Origin of the sequence: Pseudomonas sp. MWU16-30317 (assembly GCF_020515695.1) — a bacterium.
In the GTDB taxonomy this organism is placed as follows: domain Bacteria; phylum Pseudomonadota; class Gammaproteobacteria; order Pseudomonadales; family Pseudomonadaceae; genus Aquipseudomonas.
Genome location: NZ_JAIWJA010000003.1, coordinates 169,684 through 192,468 on the forward strand (window position 1 = coordinate 169,684; position 22,785 = coordinate 192,468).

Below are 22,785 nucleotides of genomic sequence, written 5' to 3' on the forward strand. Positions count from 1 at the left end.
TTGTGATAGTTGCCCGGAATCTATCGCTATATAGTTAGAAATATAGCGAATCATTGCGCTGCGCAGAGGAGAAAACCGGTGACCGCACGACCTAAGGAAGCTGTTGGCGAAGCGTACAGCATCGACTCCATGCGCTATGCCCAAGCGCAAACCTGGCGGGCCATCGAAGCATTGGCCGCGCGTATCAAGCCCGGCGTCAGCGAGTCCCAGGCCCGCGCGCTGGGCAAGCAGGTGTTGCTGGAACTGGACATGGAGCGGATCTGGCATCCGTTGCTGGTGCGGATCGGCGCCAACACCCTGAAGACCTTCGGGCAGCGCTCCGAAGGCGATCCGGTGCTGGGCGACGACGATATCTACTTCATTGACATGGGCGCGTGCTGGCAAGGCCACGAGGGCGATGCCGGTGCGACCTTCACCACCGGCAGCGACCCGCAGATGATCGCCTGTGCCGCGGCAGCCAAGACCTTGTTCGAGCAGGTTCAGGCGCGGTGGCAGCAGGGTCAGGTCACCGGGCTTGAGCTGTACGCTTACGCCGAGGAGCAGGCCGAGGCGCTGGGCTGGAAGCTCAACCTGAACATCAAGGGCCACCGCGTCAGCGATTTCCCCCATTCGGTACACAAGGGTGGCGACCTGGGCGACTTCGAGGCTGAGCCTGGCGCCGGTTTGTGGATTCTGGAGATCCAGATTGCGCATCCGACCGAGGCGTACGGGGCGTTTTATGAGGATCTGCTGGCTTGATTGAGGCCGGTGGATTTGTATTGGAGTGGCTGGCGCTTTCGCGGGCAAGCCTTGCTCCCACAGGGGATGACGCTGGAGCTGTTTGCACTGTGGGAGCAAGGTTTGACCGCCAAGAGGCCGGTGCGATCGAGATCAATTCCCGGCGAACTCGACCTGCTCCGGCACTCGCGTCATCAACACCTTACCCGCCCGAATCGACACCCGCGCCTTGGCCTGGCGGCGCACCGCTTCATAGTCGCTCTCGGCATCCAGCACCACCAGATTCGCCGGGCGGCCCACGGCGATCCCGTATCCCTCTCCCAGATTCATCGTGCGCGCACTGTTGTCAGTGACCAGATCCAGGCTGCGCGCCAGGTCGTCGAAGCCCATCATGTGGCAGATGTGCAAACCGGCATCCAGCACCCGCAGGATGTTGCCGTTGCCCAGTGGATACCACGGGTCCTTGATCGAATCCTGGCCAAAGCACACGTTCAGGCCCGCGCGATCGAGCTCGGCCACACGGGTGACGCCGCGGCGTTTCGGGAACGTGTCGAAACGTCCCTGTAGGTGAATGCTCTCGGTCGGGCAGGAGACGAAGTTGATCCCCGACATTTTCAGCAAGCGGAACAGCTTGGAGCAGTACGCGTTGTCATACGAGCCCATGGCCGTGGTGTGGCTAGCCGTGACCCGGCTGCCCATGCCACGTACCCGGGCTTCTTCGGCCAGCACCTCGAGGAAGCGCGAGTGCGGGTCGTCGGTCTCGTCGCAGTGCACGTCCACCAGGCACCCGGTGCGCTCGGCCAGGTCCATGAGGAACTTGATCGAGCTGACGCCTTGCTCGCGGGTGTTCTCGAAATGCGGAATGCCCCCCACCACATCGGCACCGAGCTCGATCGCACGCGCCATCAACGCGCGGCCGCCGGCATAGGATTCGATACCTTCTTGCGGAAAGGCGACGATCTGCAGATCGATCAGATGCCGGGCTTCTTCTCGCACTTCAACCATGGCCTTGAGCGCGCCCAGGGTCGGATCGGTGACGTCGACGTGGGTGCGTACATGCTGAATGCCGTGCTCGGCGAGCATGCGAATGGTGGTGTGGGCGCGCTGCTTGGTGTCCTCATGGGTGATGGTCGCCTTGCGCTGCGCCCAGCGTTCGATGCCCTCGAACAGGGTGCCACTCATGTTCCATTCGGGCTCGCCGGCGGTCAGGGTCGCATCCAGATGGATGTGCGGCTCGACCATGGGCGCGATGAGCAACTGTCCACGGGCGTCGATATCGCCTGGCGTACCCGCGACAGTGCTTGCTTGTGCAGTGATGGCGCTGATGCGCTCGCCTTCGCAGGTCACGGTGTGCAGGCCAGGGGTCTTGCGCAGGGTAGCGTTGATGATCTTCATGGGCGGTCCTGTAGATGGCTACCACCGCAGCTTTCACGGGAATGAGTGCAGCGTCAAGCGGGTGCTGTGGCGGTGGCGGATTCCATTGCTGTGGGGTGGCGGTAACGGCCACTTCGCCGCCGAACGCGCACCCATCCCCCACATAGCCGACTGGGCCCGAGTCGTACACCTGTGGGGGGCGAGTTCTGCCTGCGAAGGCGTTCTTGAGCAGTCGCAGTCGAGTCAGATCCGGAAGCGACCCACCAACGTATTGAACGACACCGCCAGGCTCGACAGTTCCTGCGCCGCCGCTTTGCTCTGCTGGGCACCGGCAGCCGACTGGGTCGACAGGTCCTGAATGTTCAACAGGTTGCGGTCGACTTCGCGGGCGACGTGGGCCTGTTCTTCCGAGGCCGTGGCGATGACCATGTTGCGGTCGTTGATCTGCGCGATACCGTCGGCGATCAACTCCAGCGCTTCACCGGTCTGCCGGGCGAGCGCCTGGGTGTTGGTCACCAGCGTCTGGCTCTTGTGCATGGCGCCCACGGCCTGGTCGGCGCTTAGCTGTACCGACGAAATCATGCCTTCGATCTCGCCAGTCGATGCCTGAGTGCGGGCCGCCAAAGCACGGACCTCATCGGCTACCACGGCAAAGCCACGGCCCTGTTCGCCAGCGCGGGCAGCCTCAATGGCCGCGTTGAGGGCCAGCAGGTTGGTCTGATCGGCGATCGCGCGGATCACGTCGAGCACCTTGCCGATATCCCGTACCTGGCCTGCCAAGTCCTTAACCATGGTGGTCGATGCGGCGATTTCAGTGGTCGCGCCATTGATGGCCGTTACCGCGTTGCGAGCTTTGTGTCGGCCATCGCTGGCTTGCTGGCTGGTGGTCTTGGAGGCTTCGGAGGTCGATACCGCGTTGTGTGCGACCTCTTCCACCGCCGAGGTCATCTCGGTGACCGCAGTGGCAGCCTGCTGGATCTCGTCGTTCTGCCGTACCAGGCCGCGGCTCGAATTGTCGGTCACGGTGTTGAGCTCTTCCGCAGCGCCTGCCAGTTGATCCGAAGCGCTGGCGATCTGCTGAATGGTGCTCTTGAGGCTGTTCTGCATGTCGTTGAGGGCGCTCAACAGTAGACCGGCTTCGTCCTTGCCGGTGCTGACGATGCTCTGGGTCAGATCGCCGCTGGCAATGCGTTGGGCGCTGGCCACGGCAGTGGCGATAGGACGGCTGATCAGGCGGCTGATCATCAGCCCAAGCAGTAGCGCTGCGATAAAGGCCAGCACGATGCCGGAATAGAGCACGGTCTTGGCCGAGGATTCTCGCTGTTGAGCCTGTTCGGCGCCTTCCTTGACCTGTCGATCGTTGGAGTCGGACATCACGGTCAACTCGTCCATGACCACCCGGTAGGCTTTTTGCACATCGCCCAGCAGCAGAACGCGCGCATTGTCCACATCCCCTGCCTTCAGCAGCGTCAGATACTGCTGGATCATGGCCTGGTAGGCCGGCCAATCGCGGTCCATCTGGTCACCGGCGGCGCGTTCGTCGTCATCCAGCGGTGTCTTGCGGTACTGCGCGTAGGCTTTTTCGCTCGCTTGGCGGTTGGCGTCCATGGAGGCGAGAAACTCGTCCTTGACGCTTTGCGGAGCGTTGGAGGCGCTGGCCAGGTACAGCCGATACAGGTCGCGACTCTGACCCACCGCTTTGATCTTGGCCTGCGCGGTGCCGGCGACGGACATCAGGTTGTTGCTGAACACCGATTTCAGGCTCTCGGATAGCTGGCCGATGCCGCGGCTACCCAGGAGTCCGACCACCAAGGTGATCAACGCACATAGGGCGAAGCCCAGGATCAGCTTGGTCGAGAGTTTTGCATCGTTTAGCCAGCGCATCGTTTCGTCCTGAAGAAGTAAGCGGTGCCGACCCCAGGAAGGCGGGGTCAGTTGTCGTACTTCTATCGACCAATTTTTTGCGAGCTAAAGGCTTTTTTTGCCACTAATTCGAATTTAGGCGCTCTGGAACGGGCGTTAAAGGCTGATATGGCATTGTGCATCGCAAATTGCGGGAATCCGCCCGTTCGGACTGAACTGGCTGTACAAAAAACAACCTTGAATGCTGTGTTTACGTGCATGCCCCCCTACCAAGACACCCAAAACCCCCTGTTTAGAGCCGTTTAGCAAAAAAGATTAGTGGCGTTTTGCCGTTAATATGTTGCTAAATGTAAGAGTGTGAAATATTATTTTTGTCTTGTATGACATCGTACTGGTGCGATTCGCCGTTCGAGCGAGCGCCTGATGTCGCGCGGTATCCAAACCTGTGATGAGTACTGAATGCAGTCGCCAACGATCGAACTCGTGCCGAGGAATGTTCTCAAGGGCAGGGGCACCGCGCGTGCCGTCGCCGCTTTTCTGACCCTGATGCTGTGCGCTGCGGGCGCCGCTCAAGCTGAGCCGCTAGGCGCCGACGCGTCCCCAGGCAAACGCCTGGCCGTGGCTGCCGACTGTGTGGCGTGCCATACCGCACCGGGTGGCAAACCCTTTGCGGGCGGCTACGCGCTCAGTTCGCCGATGGGGGTGATTTACTCGACCAACATCACCCCTTCGAAAACCGCTGGCATCGGTGGGTACAGTCAGGAAGACTTCGCCCGGGCAGTGCGTGATGGTGTGGCGGCGGATGGCAGCCACCTGTATCCGGCCATGCCTTATACCTCCTACGCGAAGATGACCGATGGCGACATTGCCGCGCTTTATGCCTACTTCATGCACGAAGTGCAGCCGGTAGACGCACCGACGCCGAAAACCGCACTGGCCTTCCCGTTCAACATGCGCGCCTCGATGATCGGCTGGAACGCGCTGTTCCACAGCGCCCAGCGCTTTGTGCCTGACTCGCAGAAGTCGGCCGAGGTCAACCGCGGCGACTATCTGGTCAATGCCTTGGCCCACTGCGACACCTGCCACACCCCTCGCAATCTGCTGATGGGTGCGGACAACAGCAAGGCACTATCGGGTGGATCGCTGGGCGGTTGGTATGCGCCCAACATCACCTCCGACAAAGTCAGCGGGATCGGTGCCTGGTCCACCGACGAACTGGTCGCCTATCTGCGCACCGGCCATGTAGAGGGCAAGGCCCAGGCCGCAGGCCCGATGGCGGAAGCGGTAGAAAACAGCCTGCAGCACCTGGATGACGGCGACCTCAAGGCCATCGCCACCTACCTGTTGCAGACCCCACCTATCAGCACCGGAGAAACCAAGGCGCGCCACGATTTTGGCCAAGCCTCGGCCAACGAGCTGACCCTGCGTGGCACTAAACCCGAAGACCCAGGCTTTCACATTTTCAGCGGGACGTGCGCCAACTGCCATCAGCCCAACGGCCAAGGCAACAGCCAGTACCCGTCGCTGTTCCACAACACCGCGACGGCTCGGGCCGACAACCTGGTGGCGGCGATCGTCTACGGTGTTCATCGCGAAGTCGATGGTGTAGCCATCGATATGCCGGCCTTCGGCCCCGATGCGTTGTTCACCGATCGCTTGAACGACCAGCAGATCGCCGACGTGAGCAACTACGTGCTGGGCCAGTTCGGCAACAGCGCCCTGAAAGTCAGCGCCGCCGATGTCGCCCAGACCCGCGCTGGCGGCCCGCCATCGCTGCTGGTGACCCTGGCGAAATTCACTATCCCGGCCATCGTGGTCGTGTGCCTGCTGATCGCGCTGGGGTTGTGGTTGATCGTGCGCCGCCAGCGCAAGGTGGCTTGAGCAATGGATACTTCAATGAACCACACACATAGCCCGAATCAAGACCACGACCTGCGGGGGCTGTCACGCCGCAACCTGCTGCGCGGCTCGGTGACCCTCGGCCTGGCCACCCTGGTAGGCGCTGCCTTGCCTTGGCAGTCGGTGTTGGCCGCTGCGCCGAGCGATACCGATTTCGTCGCGCTGTCGTCGTTCCTCGTCAGCCGCCCGGTCAATCCGGTGCTGGCGGCGCGTTACTACAAGGCGCTGGACAAGCGCGCGCCGAACTTCTCGACCAACGTCATCGCCCTCCAGCAACTGATTGCTGCCCAAGGCTACAAGCACGTCGATGAGTACCTGGCGCAAGCGAGCGACACCTCGCTCAAGGCCACCGCCACCAGCATCGTTTCGGCTTGGTATCTGGGTATCGTCGGCGAGCCGGTGGACGCAGAATTGATCGCGTACTCCCAAGCCATGATGTACCAGCCGACCCACGGCATTCTGATTATCCCTACCTACGGTGGAGGCCCCGCGACCTGGGGCGCCAAACCCGTCATCAAGCAGGACACCAGTCTATGAGCAGCGCTGAATTCGATGCCGACGTCGTTATCATCGGCTCCGGCGTCATGGGCGGGCTGATCGCCACCGAGCTGGCCAAGGCCAACAAGTCGGTGATCGTCCTCGAGGCCGGCCCGCGGGTCAATCGCCGCGACATCGTCGAAACCTTCCGCAACGCGCCGGTCAAGCTGTCGCTGGCCAACGCCAAGCTGCAGGGCGCCGGCTCGCCTTACCCGAGCCTGCCCCATGCGCCATCCACCTATGGCGACTACCTGCAGCAAGTCGGCCCGGTCAAATACAACACCTCGTACCTGCGCGTAGTCGGTGGCACTACCTGGCACTTCGGTTCATCGCTGTGGCGCATGCTGCCCAACGACTTCCGCCTCAAATCGCTGTACGGCCGCGGTCGCGATTGGCCAATCAGTTATGACGAGCTCGAGCCGTTCTATGCTCGCGCCGAAACCGAATTGGGCGTGTCCGGCGTCGATGGTCAGGATGAAAGCGGGCAGGGCGGCAAGGCTTGGCCACCGCGCTCGATTCCATACCCGATGGAGGGGCTGAAGCCGAGCTACATGTTCAAGCGCCTCTCGGAGATGCTCGGCAAGGGTGGCTACAACCCGATTCTGGAGCCCAACGGCCGCGCTACCCGTCCTTACGGCAAGCGTCCGCCGTGTGCGGGCAACAACAACTGCAACCCGGTGTGCCCGATCGCAGCCAAGTATGATGGCTCGATGCACATCGACGAGGCCGAACGCCATGGTGCCAAGGTGCTCGACAACTCGGTGGTGTACAAGATCGAAGCCGGTGACGACGGCAAAATCACCGCGATCTGGTACATGCGCCCGGACAAGACCCAGCACAAGCTGACCGCCAAGACCTTCGTGCTGGCGGCCTATGGCATCGAATCGCCAAAGCTGCTGTTGATGTCGACCTCCGACAGGTACCCCAACGGCATCGCCAACTCTTCCGACCAGGTCGGGCGCAATCTGATGGACCACACCGGCATCAGCATGAACGTCATGACCAAGGAAGACATGTGGCCTGGCGAGGGCCCGACCCAGCTGCTGGTGTACCTCAACAGCCGCGACGGCGAATTCCGCAAGGACTACCCGAGCTACAAGATCAAGGTGCGCAATACCGTGCCGACTTCGCAGATCACCTCCGGGTTGATCGCCAAAGGTGTGCTGGGCTCCAAGCTCGACGAGGGGATTCGCCTGCAGTCGGCGCGCTCGCTGAACTGGGCGGTGGACTTCGAAACCCTGCCGTTGCCAGAGAACCGCGTGACGCCGAGCAAGACCAAGTTCGACGCCATCGGCCTGCCGGTACCTGAGATCTACTACAGCGTTCCGGACTACTGGCATGCCGGCAAGGCCAAGGCGCTGGAAGACTTCCAGCAGTTCGCCAAGCTGCTCGATGCCGACATTCTCAGCACCGACGTGGGCTTCCAGAACCGCCAGCACATCATGGGCACGACCATCATGGGCGACGATCCGAAGGATTCAGTGGTGGACCGGGATTGCCGTACCCATGACCACCACAATCTGTTCATTGCCGGGACCAGCGTGATGCCATCGGCGTCGTGCGTGAACCCGACCCTTACCGGGGCCGCCCTCAGCCTGCGTATCGCTGATGTGTTGGTCAAAGAAGTCTGACGCTACCTCACGGCCCCCTCGTTACGCCCGTAGCGAGGGGGCTTGCCCCCGATAGACCATCTTTGTTTACAGCAACACCCCATCCTTCGCTTGCAGCACCAGGGGCGCTTCTTCATCCAGCAACTCCAGCACCGCAATCTCCACATTCCGGCACATGGCATCCAGCGGCAGGTCATTGGGCTGCCTGTCGAATGGGTCGGCAATCTGATCACCCAGCGCATCCAGGCCGAAGAATGTATAGGCCAGCACGCACACCGCAAACGGCGTGAACCAGCCGATGGCGTCGACCAGGCAGAACGGCAGCAGAAAGCAGTACACGTGAACCACGCGGTGCAGCATGAGGATGTAGGGGTAGGGGATCGGTGTGCCCTTGATCCGCTCGCAGCCGCCCAGCACGTAAGACAACCGCGTCAGTTGCTGATCGATATTGAGCTGCGCGGCGGTGCCCGCTTGGGTCTCGCGAACGGCATTCATATAGCCTTTGCCGAGTCCACCCAGCACCGCGTTGGGCAGGTGCTGCTTGAGCTTGCCGTCGCCGATCCATTGCTGAGCCGGCTCGTACGGGGGATCAGCACGCAGATGGTTCTTCAGCGCGTGGCTGAAAACGATCAGGCCCTGGCCCAGATGCCGACGCTGTTCCACGCCAAGGTCGGGCAGCAGGCTCAGGCTCTGGCGCGTCAGGTTGCGGCTGACGATCAGCAATTCGCCCCACAGGGTGCGGGCCTCCCAGAAGCGCTGATAGGCCACGGTGTTACGAAAGCCGAGGAAGATCGCGAGCGTCAGCCCCCACAAGGTGAAGGGCGTGGCGGTGAGGATGACCTTGAAGTGGAACAGCGTGCCGTGGATGGCGACCACTGCCGAACTCACCAGCACGGTAAACAAGACCTTGCGCCAGATGGCCGGGATGATCGAGCCTTTGATGCCGAACAGCAAGGTCAGGGTGGACAGGTTTTGAGGGCGAATGATCAAGGGCGTCGACCGCTATAGGTGAGGTGCCCAAGTGTAACTGCTGGAGGGATGATCGTCCGCCACCCTCCAGCGTTGCGCGCTAGAGTCCGCCCAGCCACCGAGTCATCACGTCCTCACCCGCCACCGGGGCGCTGCCACACATCACTGCCAGCGCTAAGCCCAGTGCCGAACTGTGGGCGGTATGACCACTGCCACCGCCATCGCGCAGGTCCAGTACCAAGGTCGGGCAGCAGAAGATCGCCAGCCGCACCACTTGCTCCCAGTCGGCGGGCAGCCAGTCGCGCTTGCGCAGCTCGGCCAGCAGGGGGCGCCAGTAGAGGTCGCGTTTGCTGTCGAGGAATTCCCGACGCAGAGGGGTCAATTCCCAATCGTGTTCCACGTGGAACATATCGCCGTCGACACGCACGTTGACCTTGTACGCCTCGGCCACGCGCGCGGGTTCATACAGCCACAGTGGGTGGGCAAAGATGTTGTGGAACGTCGCCTTAATCTCCGCCAACAGCGCCGGGATCTGTCGGCCAGCGAAGGCGGGGTCGAAACTCACCAGTCGCGGAGGGCTGCCGGTGGGGGTTTCATACCATACGTTGGCGTTGTGCGCGTCACCATGGGCGGTGACCACGCCGTGATCGGCGAGCAGTTCGGGGTTCAGGCGCTCACCGCTGGCGTGGAACAATTGCGCCAACGTCTGGCGGTAGGGCACACCGTTGATGGTCCAGTGCAGATCCTTCAACGCGTCCCACGGAATATCGATACCTGGGAAGGCGAAGGTCTTGCCGACGTAGAAGCGCTCCACGCGCCCGCCAAAACCTGGCTCGGCACCGTCACCCACCAGGCGGTGGTGGAACAGTTGGTGGACGGGCTCCTTGCACACGGCCGCCAGGTCGCCGGGCAGCAAGGTGCGCAGCGCGCCAGCCAAGCCTTCCTGGTCGTATTCGCGCTGCGCCTGCACCAGCGGGTCGATCTCGTCCCAGGCTTGGCGTTCTTCGATATCGCGGCAGGCATCGGCCAGGCGCAGATCGCTGCGCAGGTTGTAGAACAGGATCTGCCGCCCTGGCTCGCCACAGGCATACACCGGCACGTCGACGCGGTAACCGGCTTCGCGTAGCAGCTCGGCGTTGTAGTACTCCTCGATGGTTTTGTCTTCGCCTTCTTCGTTGTGGTACTTGAAGAACAGCTGACGCCCATCGGCCAGGGTCACGCGGCCATTCAGGGAATTGAGACTGTACTGATCGCGGTTGATGGTCAGGTCGGTAGCGGCGACGCCGATCACTTCGCTGGCCAGTTGCAGCAGGCAGGCGCGGGCGCCTTGCCAGTCATCCTGGCGGGCGAGGGTGCGGGCCTGGGCGGCGAGGGGGAGCAGGGCGGCAGTCATGAAAAGGTCCTTGTGGATAAAGCGTCAGATGCTGGCAAGGTAGCCGCCGTCGATATAGAGCACCTGGCCGGTGATGTAGCTGGCGGCAGGCGAGCAGAAAAAAATCGCCGCGCCGGCCAGATCTTCGAGGTTGCCGAAGCGCGCCAATGGGATCTTCGCCTGCATGCTCTGGCGCCAGTCGTCGTTCTGGCAGAACACCTCGGTCAGCTCGGTGCGAAAGTACCCTGGGCCGATGCCGTTGACGCGGATGCCCAGCGCCGCCCACTCGGTGGCCAGGGCGCGGGTCATGCCCAGCAGGCCGGACTTGGACGCGCCGTAGGGGGTGGCGCCGGGCACGCCGACTTCGCTGGTCAGTGAACAGAGATTGAGGATGCTGCCGCCGCCATTGGCCTGCATCAGACGGGCTGCGGCCTGGGCGCAGAAGAACGCGCCCTTGAGGTTGGTGTCGACGATCATGTCCCAGGTGGCTTCGTCCAGTTCCAGCGACGCCTGCACGTGCTCCACGCCGGCATTGTTGATGAGGATGTCGAGGCGGCCCTCGCGGGTTTGCAGTTCGACAAAAGCGCGCTCGCGAGACGTCGAGTCGTTTACATCGAGGACCAGCGTCGAGCAGCGCCCGCCGTTGCGCTGGATATCCGCCTGGGCGTTGGCCAGGGTGTCTGGGTCGCGAGCGGCGAGTACCACCTTGGCACCCGCATCGGCCAGGCCCTTGGCCATGGCCAGACCGATCCCTCGGGAAGCGCCGGTGATCAATGCGACTTGGCCTTCAAGGGAAAAACGCGCCTGCAGCGGGTTCATGGAGCGGTCCTTATGGAATGATGATGGTCTTGAGTTTATCGCTGTTGCCGCCGGACAGCTGGTCGTAGGCGGCTATCACATCGGCTAGCCCGATGGGCGGGGTAATCAGCTGTTCGAGCTTGGCGGCCAGGCGCGGCAACAGGGCGACCGCCTGGCGTTGCTCGTCGCGGAAGACGCTGCAGCCGACCAAGTCGATCTCGCGTTCGACCAGGGCGTTGGTATTGACCACGGTGTCGCCGTGGAACAACCCGACCATAGCGATGCGCCCGCCCGAGGCGACGCTGTGTACCAGTTGATTAAGGACGATGCCCGAGCCAGTGGCTTCGATGCAGTAACGAGGCTCATGGCCCCCGCATGCTGCGAGGATCAGCCCAGTGTCGAGGGCCACGGGGGTGACACCAGCGACGGCTTGCAGCAGGGCGGCGCGCTGGTGATTGCGCTCCACGAGCAGCACCGGACGCTGGTCCAGTTCGCGCAGCAACAGGGCCGCCAGGCCGCCAATCGGTCCACCCCCCGCAATCAGGACCGGTGCGCCAGGTTCGGCTTCGAGGCGGGCGATGACGCGCAGGGCGACACCCAAAGGCTCGGACAAGGCAGCGACGGCATCGGAAATCCCCGCAGGGACTTTCAGCAAGCGGTGCACAGGCTGGTTGCTTTGCGCAGCGAAACCGCCATCGCAGACCTCGCCGACAAAGCCCATGTGCCGGCACAGGTTGCCTTGGGCGCGCTGGCAGTAGTCGCACTCGCCACAATTGGCGCGCGAATCCACCACTACGCGTTCGCCCAGAGCGAAGCCTTTGACGCCAGCGCCGAGGGCAGTGATTTCGCCACAGAATTCATGGCCAGGGGTGACCGGCAGTTTCGACACCCACTGGCCGGTACGGAAATTGTGCAGGTCGGAGCCGCAGATGCCGGCCGCGCGCACTTTCAGGGTGACCCAGCCGGGCTCGGGGGCGGCGGGGGCCGGGATCTCTTCTAGGCGCAGATCACCTTTGCCGTGGAAGCGGATGGCTTGCATTGTCTGTGTCTCCGTCAGGGCTGAGGGTTTTTTGCAAGCTGTGCTTGCCTCATCGCGGGCAAGCCTTGCGCCCACACTGAAATGCTCACACCTGTGGGTTCGGGCTCTGCACGCGTAGAGGCTGTCATGGCTAGCAGATTACTCCCCGTCGATTATCTTCATCCTCAGCGGCGACACTGCCAGCGCATGAGCACTGAAGCCTTCATACACTGCGAACCCGTGAGCCTTTTCCGCCAGCTGTGGATAGCCCGATCGCGTCACATAACCCACCGAAATCCGCTTCATGTAATCGAACACCGACAGCGGCCCGTTGGTTTTGGCCGCTGCGTTGGTCGGCAGCACCGCGTTAGGCCCGAGGACGAAGTTGCCCAAGGTCACCGGGGTGAAATTGCCCAGCAGAATCTCCCCGGCATTACGTATACGGGTCATCACTGCCATCGGTTCTTCGGCGAGAATTTCCAGGTGCTCAGGTGCGTATTCGTTAACGAACTCCACCGCCGTGTCGAAGTCTTTGGTCAGCACGATGCCGCCGTGGTCGCCACAGAGTACCGCCTGGGAAAACTCGGCGCGCTTGGGATCGATCTGCGCCCACAGTTTGGGCAGGGCAGCGATGGCGGCCTCGGCCACGGCACGGCTGTTGGTCACCAGATAGGCGGAGGAGTCCGGGCCGTGTTCCGATTCGATCAGCAGGTCCAGCGCAGCCAGTTCCCCCTTGGCGGTGGCGTCGGCCAGAATCAGGCTTTCGCTGGGGCCGGCCGGAACGCCGGGGTCGATCAGGTTGGACAGCTGCCGCTTGGCCGCCACCACCCAAGGGCTGCCTGGCCCGACGATCTTCAAACACTTGGGCACGCTTTCAGTGCCGTAGGCCACCGCGGCCACGCCTTGGGCGCCGCCGCATTTGTAGACTTCCTTGATGCCCACCAGGCGCGCGGCCACCAGGGTGGCGTCGTCGACCTTGCCGTCCGGGCCGGGCGGGGTGATCACCACCGCCCGTGGCACGCCAGCGACGACTGCCGGAATGGTGGTCATCAGCAGCACGCTGGGGAACGAACCCTTGCCGCGCGGCACGTAGCAGGCCACCGAGTCGATCGGCACATGGCGGTCGCCGGCGAAGGCACCGGGGCGCATCTCCTTGAGCCACATCTCTTCGGGCTTTTGCGCTTCGTGGAAGGCGAAGATGTTTTCGGCGGCGTACTTGATCGACTCGATCACGGCCGGGTCCATGCGCGCGAAGGCGGCTTCGAACTCGCTCTCCTCGGCGCGTACCGACATGTCCTCGGCGGTGACCTTGTCGAAGTCGCGGGCAAAGCGCTTCAGCGCGGCATCACCCTCGGTACGCACGGCCTCGATGATCGGTTTGACCTTCTCGACGAAAAAAGACAGATCGGCTTCGGTGCGCTTGAACAGTTCGACGGGCAGGGCGCTGTCCTGGCTGAGGTCGTGGAACGATGGCTGTTGCATGATGAACCTCTCTAAGCGAATGGGTTAGGCGCGTATGGGCTCTTGGCCGCGAATCGAGCGCAAGACCTGGCGCTGCAGGTCGATGAAGTCCGCGCTGCTGGCCAGTTCTTCATGGCGCGGGCGCGGCAGCGGCACGTCGAAGGTGGCCTTGATGGTGCCGATGCCCATCACCACGATCCGATCGGACAGAAACACCGCTTCCTCGACGTCGTGGGTCACGAACATCACGGTCAGGCGATGGGTTTCCCACACTTGGGTGAGCAGTTCCTGCATCTGCCGCCGGGTCATGGCGTCGAGGGCGCCGAAGGGCTCGTCCATCAGCAGGATCTTGGGCCGATACGACAATGCCCGAGCGATGGCCACGCGCTGCTTCATGCCGCCGGACAGTTCATTGGGAAAGGCGTCTGCGGCTGCGCTGAGGTTGACCAATGCCAAGTGTTCGTCGGCGATCTCGCGGCATTCGCTGGCGCTGCGCCCGGCGGCCTTGAGGGCGAACTCGACGTTCTGCCGGGCAGTCAGCCAAGGCAGCAAGGTGTAGGACTGGAACACGACGCCGCGGTCCATACCGGCGCCATCGATGACCGCGCCGTCCACGCTCACTGCGCCATCGTCATAGTCTTCGAGGCCTGCCGCGATCGACAGCAAGGTACTTTTGCCGCAGCCCGAGGTGCCGACGATGGACACGAACTCGTTGTCGGCCAAGGTCAGGTCGATGCACTTGAGCACCTGCTTGCGCTGCTTGCCGGTGACGAAGGTCTTGGTCAGCCCTTGAATGGTCAGGGTGCTCATGGGCGCCTCCGGTTGTAGCGGAACAATACTTTTTCAGCGGCGCGCATGGCCTGGTCGGTGATCAACCCGAGCACGCCGAGCAACAGGATGTAGCCGATGATGGTGTCGGTCTGGAAGAACCGCTGTGACACGGTGATGCGGTAGCCGAGGCCCGAGTTGGAGGCCACCAGTTCGGCCAGCACCAGCCAGGTCCAGGCCCAGCCGAGGCTGATGCGCAGGGCGTCCCAGATGCCGGGGAAGGCGCTGGGCAGGACGATCTTGATCAGGATGCGGCGGTCACTCATGCCCAGTGTGCGGCCCAGGCCGACGAAATCGCCAGGTACGCGCTTGACCGAGTCCATCACCATCAGCACCTGCTGGAAGAAGGTGCCCATCCAGATGATGAGGAATTTTTGCACATCGCCGGTCCCGCTCCAGAGGATGGTCAGCGGCACGAAGGCCACCACCGGCATGTAGCGAACGAAGTCGACGAAGGGCTCGATGGAGGCTTTCCAGAAGCCGTAGCAGCCGGCCAGCACACCGATGACGATCGACATCACCGACGAAATCGCGAAAGCGATGGCGATGCGGTAGAGGCTGACGCTCAGGTCGGTCCACAGGGTGCCGTCCGCAGCCAGTTTGGCCAGACGCTGGCCGACCGCTTGCGGGCTGGGCAGAAAGATCGGCGAGACCAGCCCCAGGTTGGTGGCGGCCCACCACGCGAGGGCGAGCAATACGAATACGCCGATGGAGATGCTCAGATAACCGGGTCGCTCCGGTTGGCGACCGATGACGAACAGCGTGCCGCGCTTGCGCCGCCGAGGTGTCGCTGCCGCAAGGTCATGGTTGGTATTCACGTGACGCTTCCTGAATCAGTTGCTTGCAACCGGCGGCTGGGGTGCCGCCGGCGTCTACTGGAGGCTTACTTGAGTGCTTTGACGAAGCGCGAGTCGATCATCTTCGCTGGCTCTACCGGCACCGGTACCAGGCCGGCAGCGGAGGCCGACTTGAGGATGTGCGGGAAGGTTTCGGTGGTGAAGCTCCCGGTCAATTGCGACTTGTTGTCCGCGAGCGAGTAGAACTGCACGCCATCGAAGGCACTTTCGAGTTCTTCGGTGGAGGCGCCGACAGCCTTGGCAATCACCGCGCGATCCGCTTTGGTGTCGCCCTTGTAGTGAGTCAGCGCCGCGTCCCACGCCTTGATCATCGCCAGCACCTGACCCGGGCGTTGTTCGAGGACTTCTTCGCGGACCACCAGCACGTCGGAGATCACACCTGGGTCATCCTTGCCGCTGTAGAGCACGTTGACCTTGGGGTTCTGCTGCTTGGCGGCACTCAGGTAAGGCTCGTAGGTAACGGCCACCGGCACGCGCCCGGCGATCAGCGCGCTGCCAGCGTTGGCGGCAGGCATGGGCACTGGCTTGATGTCGCTCCACGGCATGCCGGCCTTGGCCAGGGCGCTGTGTAACAGGATGTCGCTGGTGGTGCCCTCTTCAAAGGCGACTTCCTTGCCCTTGAGATCTTTGATCGATTTGATCTCCGGCGCGGCGATGATGGCATCGGCGGTAATGCTCTGGTCGAGCAGCAGCACGATCTTCACCGGCAGGCCAGCGGCGACCATCCCCATGGCGGTGTGAGTGGCGATGGTAGCGCCGTCTATCTGACCGCTGGCGAGGGCGGCGTTGATGTCTTTGTCTTCGCTGAAATTGACTACGTCGACGCCGCTCAGGCCGGCTTTCTTGAACAGATCATGGGCGGCCGCGACATGGATCTGGCCATAGCCCAGCCATGGCTCGACACCGACCTTGAAGGTCCCGGCTTCAACTTTCATCCCCGCGGTCGGCTCGGCGGCCACTGCGCCGATGGCCATTGCCAGGGCACAGGCGCCCAGCACATTACGCATTCCGTTCTTCAGCAGCTGACTCATGACAGTTCTCGCTTCGGGTATAGAGAGTATGGGTACGGCGCAGGTGCGGCACAGCTATCTTGACTGGTATATACAGGTAAGCAGGTTACGTGCCGCATTATTCCCCTGACGGTCGAAAACCTTAGCAGCCTTTATTACCGGGAGCTGCAACATCCCGTTGCGATGATTGGCCGGGAGTGCAAAACTTCTCGACCACTGCGCCGATAACGCGCATTTTCATTGAATATGACCTAATCGGGGGCGGGTAAGCGTCGGCCTGGTGCCGATCAACGGTCCCCTGTTGCGCCGTCTTCGTACCGATCAAGCGTTGCTCACGCCGGCTGGTCTGCAACTTGCTTTAGCGGTATATACAGCTAGATACCTTCTCTCTCCCGACCTCAGCGAGCCTGCCTGCCCCATGCGACGTTATTACACCGGAACAGACTGCTTGCGCGTGCGTAGCATTGCCGAAATGGCGGCCCTGGCGCAGCGGCGTGTGCCGCGCTTTGCCTGGGAATACCTGGCGGGAGGTGCCGAGGACGAGCTGACCTTGGCGCGCAATGTGTCCGCGTTTACCGATATCGGCCTGGTGCCGCGCACGTTGGTGGCGGCCTCGGCCACCGCCACCGAGGTGTCGGTACTGGGGCAGAAGCTCGCGCTGCCGATGATGATCGGCCCGACAGGTTACAACGCCATGTTGTATCGCGATGCCGACGTGCACCTGGCCAAAGCGGCCACCGCGCGGGGCTTGCCGTTTTGCCTGAGCACGGTATCGACCAGTTCGATGGAGCAGATCGTTGCCGCGGTGCCTGACGTTAACCTGTGGTTTCAGCTTTACTGCCTGCGCGAAGCGCGCATTCAGGAGGATTTGCTCAAGCGCGCCGAGGCGGTGGGGGTCCAGACCCTGTTGCTGACGTCGGATGCGGTGGTGCTGGGCAATCGGGAGTGGGACAAGCGCAGTTTCGTGCGCCCGCGTCAGCTCACCTGGCGTAACAAGTTCGACGTGCTCTGCCATCCACGCTGGATGCGACAGGCGCTATGGCCCCGCGGTATGCCGAGCCTGGGTAACCTCGATCCGTATCTGCCGGCCGATGCCCGCAATGCGGCTGGCGCCGCCCATTTTATCGGCGCGCAAATGGATGCCGAGTTGGACTGGCAAGCGCTGGAGCGGCTGCGTAATCGCTGGCAGGGCAAGCTGCTGTTGAAGGGCGTGCTGCATCCCGCCGACGCCGAACGGGCCGCGCAACTGGGGCTCGACGGCATTGTCGTGACCAACCATGGCGGTCGTCAGCTCGATGGCTCACCGGCGAGCATCGAGGTGCTGCCGGCCATCGCGGCAGCTGTGCGCGGCCGCTTGGCGATCTTGCTCGACGGCGGCATTCGCCGCGGCACCGATATTCTCAAGGCGCGCGCGCTGGGCGCCGATGCGGTGCTCTTGGGCCGTGCCACGTTGTACGGCGTGGCCGTGGCGGGCGAGCAGGGCGCCGGGCAATCGCTGGATTTGTTGGCCCAGGAACTGCGCCTGGCGATGACGCTGCTTGGCAGCCCGGATATCCACACGCTTGATCGCGGCCAGTTGTTTCAACGTAGTTGTCCACATTCACCTTATCCACAGCCTGCTGTTTTCGAGAACCTGCAATGACCGACCTTCAATGGCTCAATACCCTTGCCCGCCGCGAAGTGCGCGAGCTCGCCAGCTATAACGCCGGGCTGTCCACCGAGGCGGTGCGCGAACGCTATGGCCTGGAGCGGATCGCCAAGCTGGGCAGTAACGAAAACCACTTCGGGCCGTCTGCGCAGGTGGTGCGTGCGGTGACCGCCGAGGCCCTGCAGATCGGCCTGTATCCCGACCCCAATTGCACCGAGCTGCGCCAGGCATTGGCGACAAAATTCGCGGTCGATCCCGCGCGGCTGGTGTTCGGCAATGGCTCGGAAGACCTGCTGGGGATTATCAGCCGGGTGTTTCTGGATCACGGCGACCAGGTGGTCACAGTGTTGCCGTCGTTTGGTCTGCACCTGCTTTATCCACAGGCGGTGGGTGCCGAGGTAGTGGGCGTGCCGATGACGGCTGATTTGCGCATCGACATCGATGGCTTGCTCGCCGCGTTGTCGCCGCGGACTCGATTGTTGATGTTCTCCTGCCCGTCCAACCCGGTGGGCAGTGCGCTGACTGTGGATGAATTGCAGCGCATTGTGGATAACCTTGGGCCGCAGACATTGCTGGTGTTTGATGAGGCGTATTTCGAGTATGCCCAGGGGGCGCCGGGCTATCCCGATTGTCTGGCGCTGCTCGAGGCCAGCGGCAAGCCCTACGTGCTGTTGCGCACGCTGTCCAAGGCTTATGCGTTGGCGGGCTTGCGGGTCGGCTATGGGATCGTCAGCGATCCGTTGCTAGCAGATTTGATCGATCGCCTGCGCACGCCTTTCAACGTCAACCGGTGTGCACAGGTGGCCGCGGTGGCTGCGCTGGCGGACGAGGCGCACCTGGCGCAGACGCTGACCCATGTCGCCAGCGAACGGGCGCGGATGATAGCAGCGTTGCAGGGCATGGGGTTAGAGCCGGTGCCGTCGCTGGCCAACTTTCTGTTCTTCGCTACGCCGTTTGCGGCCGATGCGGTAAATGCGCAATTGCTGTCGCGGGGGGTGATCGTCAAGCCGTGGCGCGAGGCGGGGTATACCGATTATCTGCGGGTGTCGGTGGGCAGCGTGGAAGACAACGATTGGTTTTTGCAGCAGTTGGCGGTGAGTTTGGCTGCCTTGTGAATCAATGCAGGCCTCTTCGCGGGCAAGCCTTGCTCCCACAGTGCAAGAAGTTCCAGAGTCGAACACCTGTGGGAGCAAGGCTTGCCCGCGAAGAGGCCCTCAGCCGTACCTCACAAGATAGGCGAAATCAGCCGCGCGATGCGCATGCCTAGCGCCTGCAGGCGCCGCACCTCTTTGCTATCGGCCAACGTCACCTGCCGCGACTCGGCAAAATCCCGTTCAAGCATGGTTTGGACTTCAACCGCGAACGCCGCATCCACCGTCAGCAGCATGATTTCAAAATTCAGCCGGAACGAGCGGTTGTCCAGATTGGCGCTGCCGATGGCGCTGATCTCGTCATCCACCAGCACCACTTTCTGATGCAAAAAGCCCGGGATGTAGCGATAGATGTGCACCCCGGCGCGGATGGCTTCGAAGGCGAACAGGCTCGACGCCGCATAGACGATGCGGTGGTCTGGGCGAGACGGGAGCAAAATGCGCACGTCCACGCCCCGCAGCACCGCCAGGCGCAAGGCCGCCAGCATCGACTCGTCCGGGATGAAGTACGGGCTGGTGATCCAGATGCGGCGGGTGGCGCTGTGAATCGCTTCCAGAAAGAACAGCGAGCAGGTTTCCTGCGGGTCGGCCGGGCCGCTGGCCAGTACCTGGCACAGCACGCCCTCGTCCGGATAGGTGTCGGGCAGGATCAGCGGCGGCAGGCGACGCGATGCCCAGAACCAGTCTTCGGCGAAGGATTCCTGCAGTGACGCAACTACCGGGCCGTGCATTTGCACGTGGGTGTCGCGCCAAGGGGACAGGCGCGGGTTGCTGCCCAGGTATTCATCGCCGACGTTATGGCCGCCGATAAACCCTACCAGGCCGTCGACGACGACGATCTTGCGGTGGTTGCGGAAGTTGACCTGAAAGCGGTTGAGCCAGCCGCGGCGGGTGGCGAAGGCGCGGATCTTGACTCCGGCGTTACGCAGCGTGTCGACGTAATCGCGCGGCAGGGCATGGCTGCCGACCTGATCGTAGAGCACATAGATTTCGACCCCATGGGAGGCCTTCTCCAGCAACGCCTGCTGCAAGCGCCGACCGATGGCGTCGTCCTTGATGATGAAGAACTGGATCAGCACCACTTGGCGCGCTTCGCGGATGGCGGCAAAGATCGCATCGAAGGTGGCGTCGCCGTTGATCAGCAGGCTGACTTTATTGTTCGCCAGGCAGGGCATGCGCCCCAGCTTGCGCATGGCGCGCAGCGAGTCGTAGGAATCGGACTGCTTGGCTGCCAGCGCTTCCTCTACCCAAGGGCGCCAGTTGAGGTCGGCGATAGCGGTGTGCATTTCCTGGTTGGCCTGGCGACGTGCTTCGATATAGGCGTCGAAGGAGCTGCGGCCGAACACCAGATAGGGAATCAGGGTGACGTAGGGCATGAACAGCAGTGACAGCGCCCAGGCGATCGAGCCCTGCGCGGTGCGTACCGTGAATACCGCATGCAGGGCGGCCGCGATCCCCAGCAAGTGAATGAAGCCGAATACGTAGTAAAAAAACGTGGGGCTGTGATAATCCATGCCTGGCCTGGAATGCGGGTCGATGCTTTAACAGACCACGTCTGAGGGGCAATGTCTCTATTTATTCGGCGCTGCAACGCAATCACGCTTTGCGCGTCTAAAACTTTACCCGGCGACTCGCCGGGTACTGCCATTTTTCAGGAGTGTTGCATGAAGAGATGTCTACCGGTCGTGGCCCTGCTTGGCAGCCTGCTGGCGCCGTTGGCCCACGCGCAGATGTTGCAGCCGGGGCTGTGGGAGCTGACCACCAGCAACATGCAGGTCGATGGCAACGCCATGCCTGACATGCAGTTCATGCTTGGCCAGTTGAAGAACATGGCGCCGGAGCAGCGCGCGATGATCGAGCAGACCTTGTCCAAGCAAGGCATCACGGTGGGCGGCAACGGCATTCAATCGTGCCTGACCGCCGCGCAGGTGAAGAGCGACGATATCCCCCTGACGGACCCGAAGTCGGGTTGCACTCAGCAGATCACGGAGCGCAACGGCAATGTCTGGAAGTTTCGCTTCAGCTGCCCGAAAGCGCAGGGCACCGGGCAGGCGCAGTTTCTCAGTGATCGCGAGTTTACCACCAATGTGGTCGGGACATTCAACGCGACGGGTACTCAGCAGAAGGGCAGCATGAATACGCGTGCGGTGTGGAAGGGGCCTAATTGCGGGGCGGTGAAGCCGCGTACTTGAGTCGGGTTTTATAGTGACTGGGCTGACGCGTTCGCGGGCAAGCCCGGCTCCCACAAGATCTACAGCCCTGTGGGAGCAAGGCTTGCCCGCGAGGGCGTCAGCGGCCTCACCGCAGTCCGGGGATCAGCCACTTGCCCAGGCTTTTCTGCTCACAAAACGGCCGCAGATAGGCGGCATCGCTGGCAACGCCGTAATAGTGGATATCCTGGCGGTACGGCATGTTATCCACATGGGCATCGCTGCACACCCCGAAGGCCCCCTGCGGACACTGTTCCACATACTGCACGCTGACTTTCTGGCCCGGCAGGTTGGGCTCGCAGAAGCCGTCGTGGAACAGCTGTTGCGGGATGCTCACGTTCTGCTGGCATACTTGCACGTCCAGGTGCTCGGCTTGGGTGTGCACCACACAGGCTTCGGCCAGCACCTGGGCACTGGCGCACAGCGACACCAGCGCCGCCGCCAGCGGCATCGATAACCTTCTCTCAAAGCCTTTGAACATGCTGCAGAACATCCCTACTCATGTGATTGCCGGGCCCTTGGGCGCGGGCAAGACCAGCCTTATCCGCCAGTTGATGGCGCAGCGGCCAGCAGGTGAACGCTGGGCGGTGCTGATCAACGAATTCGGCCAGGTCGGCCTCGATGCGGCGTTACTGACCACGGCGCAAGATGGTATCGCACTCGGCGAAGTGGCGGGAGGGTGCTTGTGCTGCGTCAATGGCGCGCCTTTCCAGATCGGTCTGGGCCGGCTGTTGCGCCAGTCCAGACCACAGCGGTTATTCATCGAGCCGTCAGGGCTGGGGCATCCGGCGCAGTTGCTCAAGCAATTGAACGAGGCGCCGTGGGCCGGGGTACTGGACGTGCAACCGAGCATCATGGTGCTCGACGCTGAGGCCCTGGCCTGCGGACGACCTTTACCGCCATCGCAGCAGGAAGCGCTGGCCGGGGTGGGGTTGCTGGTGATGAACAAATCACGCGAGGTGGCTGGGGATAAACGCCTGTGGATATCTTCGTGGTTGCCTGCGGTGCCTTTGTACTGGACGGATGAGGGGCAGGTCCCCTTATCGGCAATGCCTCTTGCAATTCATGGCCAGAGCCTGCTCTAACGGGGGGATGCGGTGTCCATAGGTGAGGGGGCTCTGACCGCGAAGACATCCGTTTATCCACAGCTGCTGCTGCCGGGCCACCCGATCCGGCAAATCAATCCACAGCCTGATAGCTGGAGCATCGGCTGGCGCTGGCATGCCTCGAGTGTATTCGATCCGCTCAAGATCGGAACTTGGCTAAAAAGCCTCGCGTGGCAGCGGGCGAAGATGGTTATCCACAGCACCGAGGGTTGGCAGTCGTTGAACGCCGTGGATAACTTGATCCCGACGTGGAAAACCAGCGAATGGCGCAAGGACTCGCGTATCGAGCTGATTTTCAGTGCGCCTCAGGACGAGGCGACGCTGGATGCGGGCCTGCGCCAAACGCTGCTCCAGTAG

The 22,785-nt window shown here is 62.6% G+C and carries 19 protein-coding genes and 1 pseudogene; 8 read left to right on the plus strand and 12 right to left on the minus strand.

Going from position 1 to position 22,785, the window contains the following annotated elements; all coding sequences use genetic code 11:
• Positions 1–78: 78 nt before the first annotated feature.
• Positions 79–738, plus strand: coding sequence for a M24 family metallopeptidase (locus LIX93_RS09905; RefSeq protein ID WP_226503863.1), 660 nt, complete (start codon positions 79–81; stop codon positions 736–738).
• 132 nt (positions 739–870) lie between these two features.
• Here the strand turns inward: LIX93_RS09905 and codA are convergent, their stop codons facing one another.
• Positions 871–2,112: a cytosine deaminase gene (gene codA, locus LIX93_RS09910; protein WP_226503864.1), complete on the minus strand. Its 1,242-nt coding sequence runs from the start codon at positions 2,110–2,112 to the stop codon at positions 871–873.
• A gap of 222 nt (positions 2,113–2,334) precedes the next feature.
• Complete coding sequence (locus tag LIX93_RS09915) at positions 2,335–3,975, minus strand: methyl-accepting chemotaxis protein (RefSeq protein WP_226503865.1); 1,641 nt, start codon at positions 3,973–3,975, stop codon at positions 2,335–2,337.
• 438 nt (positions 3,976–4,413) lie between these two features.
• Between LIX93_RS09915 and LIX93_RS09920 the strand changes: the two genes are divergently transcribed.
• Genes LIX93_RS09920 through LIX93_RS09930 form a run of 3 tightly spaced genes read left to right on the plus strand, consistent with a single transcriptional unit; the run spans position 4,414 to position 8,021 of the window.
• Positions 4,414–5,835, plus strand: a complete 1,422-nt coding sequence (locus LIX93_RS09920) for a cytochrome c (protein ID WP_226503866.1) — start codon at positions 4,414–4,416, stop codon at positions 5,833–5,835.
• Between the two features lie 15 nt (positions 5,836–5,850).
• Positions 5,851–6,390: a sorbitol dehydrogenase family protein gene (locus LIX93_RS09925; protein WP_226503867.1), complete on the plus strand. Its 540-nt coding sequence runs from the start codon at positions 5,851–5,853 to the stop codon at positions 6,388–6,390.
• Entirely contained in the window at positions 6,387–8,021 is a 1,635-nt protein-coding gene (locus tag LIX93_RS09930) for a GMC family oxidoreductase (protein ID WP_226503868.1), read from the plus strand. Before LIX93_RS09925 ends, LIX93_RS09930 begins: the two co-directional genes overlap by 4 nt.
• A gap of 66 nt (positions 8,022–8,087) precedes the next feature.
• Here LIX93_RS09930 and LIX93_RS09935 read toward each other — a convergent pair whose 3' ends face one another.
• The 8 genes from LIX93_RS09935 to LIX93_RS09970 form a co-directional block, all read right to left on the minus strand.
• Positions 8,088–8,990, minus strand: coding sequence for a bestrophin family protein (locus LIX93_RS09935; protein ID WP_226503869.1), 903 nt, complete (start codon positions 8,988–8,990; stop codon positions 8,088–8,090).
• A 79-nt stretch (positions 8,991–9,069) separates the two neighbouring features.
• Positions 9,070–10,362, minus strand: a complete 1,293-nt coding sequence (locus LIX93_RS09940) for a hypothetical protein (protein ID WP_226503870.1) — start codon at positions 10,360–10,362, stop codon at positions 9,070–9,072.
• 24 nt (positions 10,363–10,386) lie between these two features.
• Positions 10,387–11,160, minus strand: coding sequence for a glucose 1-dehydrogenase (locus tag LIX93_RS09945; RefSeq protein ID WP_226503871.1), 774 nt, complete (start codon positions 11,158–11,160; stop codon positions 10,387–10,389).
• A gap of 10 nt (positions 11,161–11,170) precedes the next feature.
• The gene (locus tag LIX93_RS09950) at positions 11,171–12,178 is read right to left on the minus strand and encodes an alcohol dehydrogenase catalytic domain-containing protein (RefSeq protein ID WP_226503872.1); all 1,008 of its coding nucleotides are present in this window, start codon (positions 12,176–12,178) and stop codon (positions 11,171–11,173) included.
• Between the two features lie 138 nt (positions 12,179–12,316).
• Complete coding sequence (gene hisD / locus LIX93_RS09955; RefSeq protein ID WP_226503873.1) at positions 12,317–13,639, minus strand: histidinol dehydrogenase; 1,323 nt, start codon at positions 13,637–13,639, stop codon at positions 12,317–12,319.
• Positions 13,640–13,663: 24 nt separating this feature from the next.
• Complete coding sequence (locus LIX93_RS09960) at positions 13,664–14,428, minus strand: ABC transporter ATP-binding protein (protein ID WP_226503874.1); 765 nt, start codon at positions 14,426–14,428, stop codon at positions 13,664–13,666.
• Complete coding sequence (locus LIX93_RS09965) at positions 14,425–15,264, minus strand: ABC transporter permease (RefSeq protein ID WP_226503875.1); 840 nt, start codon at positions 15,262–15,264, stop codon at positions 14,425–14,427. Before LIX93_RS09965 ends, LIX93_RS09960 begins: the two co-directional genes overlap by 4 nt.
• 65 nt (positions 15,265–15,329) lie before the next feature.
• Positions 15,330–16,334 carry an ABC transporter substrate-binding protein gene (locus LIX93_RS09970; protein WP_226503876.1) on the minus strand — a complete coding sequence of 335 codons (1,005 nt, stop codon included), beginning with the start codon at positions 16,332–16,334 and terminating at the stop codon, positions 15,330–15,332.
• 433 nt (positions 16,335–16,767) lie between these two features.
• On the opposite strand from LIX93_RS09970, the gene LIX93_RS09975 reads away from it, so the two are divergent.
• Together LIX93_RS09975 and hisC are read left to right on the plus strand one after the other, a co-directional pair.
• Positions 16,768–17,955: an alpha-hydroxy acid oxidase gene (locus tag LIX93_RS09975; protein WP_226504442.1), complete on the plus strand. Its 1,188-nt coding sequence runs from the start codon at positions 16,768–16,770 to the stop codon at positions 17,953–17,955.
• On the plus strand, positions 17,952–19,076 hold the full coding sequence (gene hisC, locus LIX93_RS09980) for a histidinol-phosphate transaminase (protein WP_226503877.1): 1,125 nt from the start codon (positions 17,952–17,954) through the stop codon (positions 19,074–19,076). The genes LIX93_RS09975 and hisC overlap by 4 nt, the downstream gene beginning before the upstream one ends.
• 110 nt (positions 19,077–19,186) lie before the next feature.
• Here the strand turns inward: hisC and cls are convergent, their stop codons facing one another.
• On the minus strand, positions 19,187–20,626 hold the full coding sequence (gene cls / locus LIX93_RS09985) for a cardiolipin synthase (protein ID WP_226503878.1): 1,440 nt from the start codon (positions 20,624–20,626) through the stop codon (positions 19,187–19,189).
• A 150-nt stretch (positions 20,627–20,776) separates the two neighbouring features.
• On the opposite strand from cls, the gene LIX93_RS09990 reads away from it, so the two are divergent.
• Complete coding sequence (locus LIX93_RS09990; protein ID WP_226503879.1) at positions 20,777–21,304, plus strand: DUF3617 domain-containing protein; 528 nt, start codon at positions 20,777–20,779, stop codon at positions 21,302–21,304.
• 106 nt (positions 21,305–21,410) lie between these two features.
• Here LIX93_RS09990 and LIX93_RS09995 read toward each other — a convergent pair whose 3' ends face one another.
• Complete coding sequence (locus LIX93_RS09995) at positions 21,411–21,773, minus strand: NADH:ubiquinone oxidoreductase (protein WP_226504443.1); 363 nt, start codon at positions 21,771–21,773, stop codon at positions 21,411–21,413.
• Positions 21,774–21,801: 28 nt separating this feature from the next.
• Here LIX93_RS09995 and LIX93_RS10000 point away from each other — a divergent pair.
• Positions 21,802–22,785 (plus strand): annotated as a pseudogene (locus tag LIX93_RS10000) (CobW-like GTP-binding protein).

What these genes read in the sequence shown, in the direction of transcription:
- LIX93_RS09940 (WP_226503870.1), bottom strand. Translation starts at nt 10,362, where the DNA reads ATGACTGCCGCCCTGCTCCCCCTCGCCGCCCAGGCCCGCACCCTCGCC.
- LIX93_RS09920 (WP_226503866.1), top strand. Translation starts at nt 4,414, where the DNA reads ATGCAGTCGCCAACGATCGAACTCGTGCCGAGGAATGTTCTCAAGGGC.
- LIX93_RS09930 (WP_226503868.1), top strand. Translation starts at nt 6,387, where the DNA reads ATGAGCAGCGCTGAATTCGATGCCGACGTCGTTATCATCGGCTCCGGC.
- LIX93_RS09995 (WP_226504443.1), bottom strand. Translation starts at nt 21,773, where the DNA reads ATGCCGCTGGCGGCGGCGCTGGTGTCGCTGTGCGCCAGTGCCCAGGTG.
- cls (WP_226503878.1), bottom strand. Translation starts at nt 20,626, where the DNA reads ATGGATTATCACAGCCCCACGTTTTTTTACTACGTATTCGGCTTCATT.
- codA (WP_226503864.1), bottom strand. Translation starts at nt 2,112, where the DNA reads ATGAAGATCATCAACGCTACCCTGCGCAAGACCCCTGGCCTGCACACC.
- LIX93_RS09925 (WP_226503867.1), top strand. Translation starts at nt 5,851, where the DNA reads ATGAACCACACACATAGCCCGAATCAAGACCACGACCTGCGGGGGCTG.
- LIX93_RS09915 (WP_226503865.1), bottom strand. Translation starts at nt 3,975, where the DNA reads ATGCGCTGGCTAAACGATGCAAAACTCTCGACCAAGCTGATCCTGGGC.
- LIX93_RS09990 (WP_226503879.1), top strand. Translation starts at nt 20,777, where the DNA reads ATGAAGAGATGTCTACCGGTCGTGGCCCTGCTTGGCAGCCTGCTGGCG.
- LIX93_RS09945 (WP_226503871.1), bottom strand. Translation starts at nt 11,160, where the DNA reads ATGAACCCGCTGCAGGCGCGTTTTTCCCTTGAAGGCCAAGTCGCATTG.
- LIX93_RS09970 (WP_226503876.1), bottom strand. Translation starts at nt 16,334, where the DNA reads ATGAGTCAGCTGCTGAAGAACGGAATGCGTAATGTGCTGGGCGCCTGT.
- hisC (WP_226503877.1), top strand. Translation starts at nt 17,952, where the DNA reads ATGACCGACCTTCAATGGCTCAATACCCTTGCCCGCCGCGAAGTGCGC.
- LIX93_RS09960 (WP_226503874.1), bottom strand. Translation starts at nt 14,428, where the DNA reads ATGAGCACCCTGACCATTCAAGGGCTGACCAAGACCTTCGTCACCGGC.
- LIX93_RS09950 (WP_226503872.1), bottom strand. Translation starts at nt 12,178, where the DNA reads ATGCAAGCCATCCGCTTCCACGGCAAAGGTGATCTGCGCCTAGAAGAG.
- hisD (WP_226503873.1), bottom strand. Translation starts at nt 13,639, where the DNA reads ATGCAACAGCCATCGTTCCACGACCTCAGCCAGGACAGCGCCCTGCCC.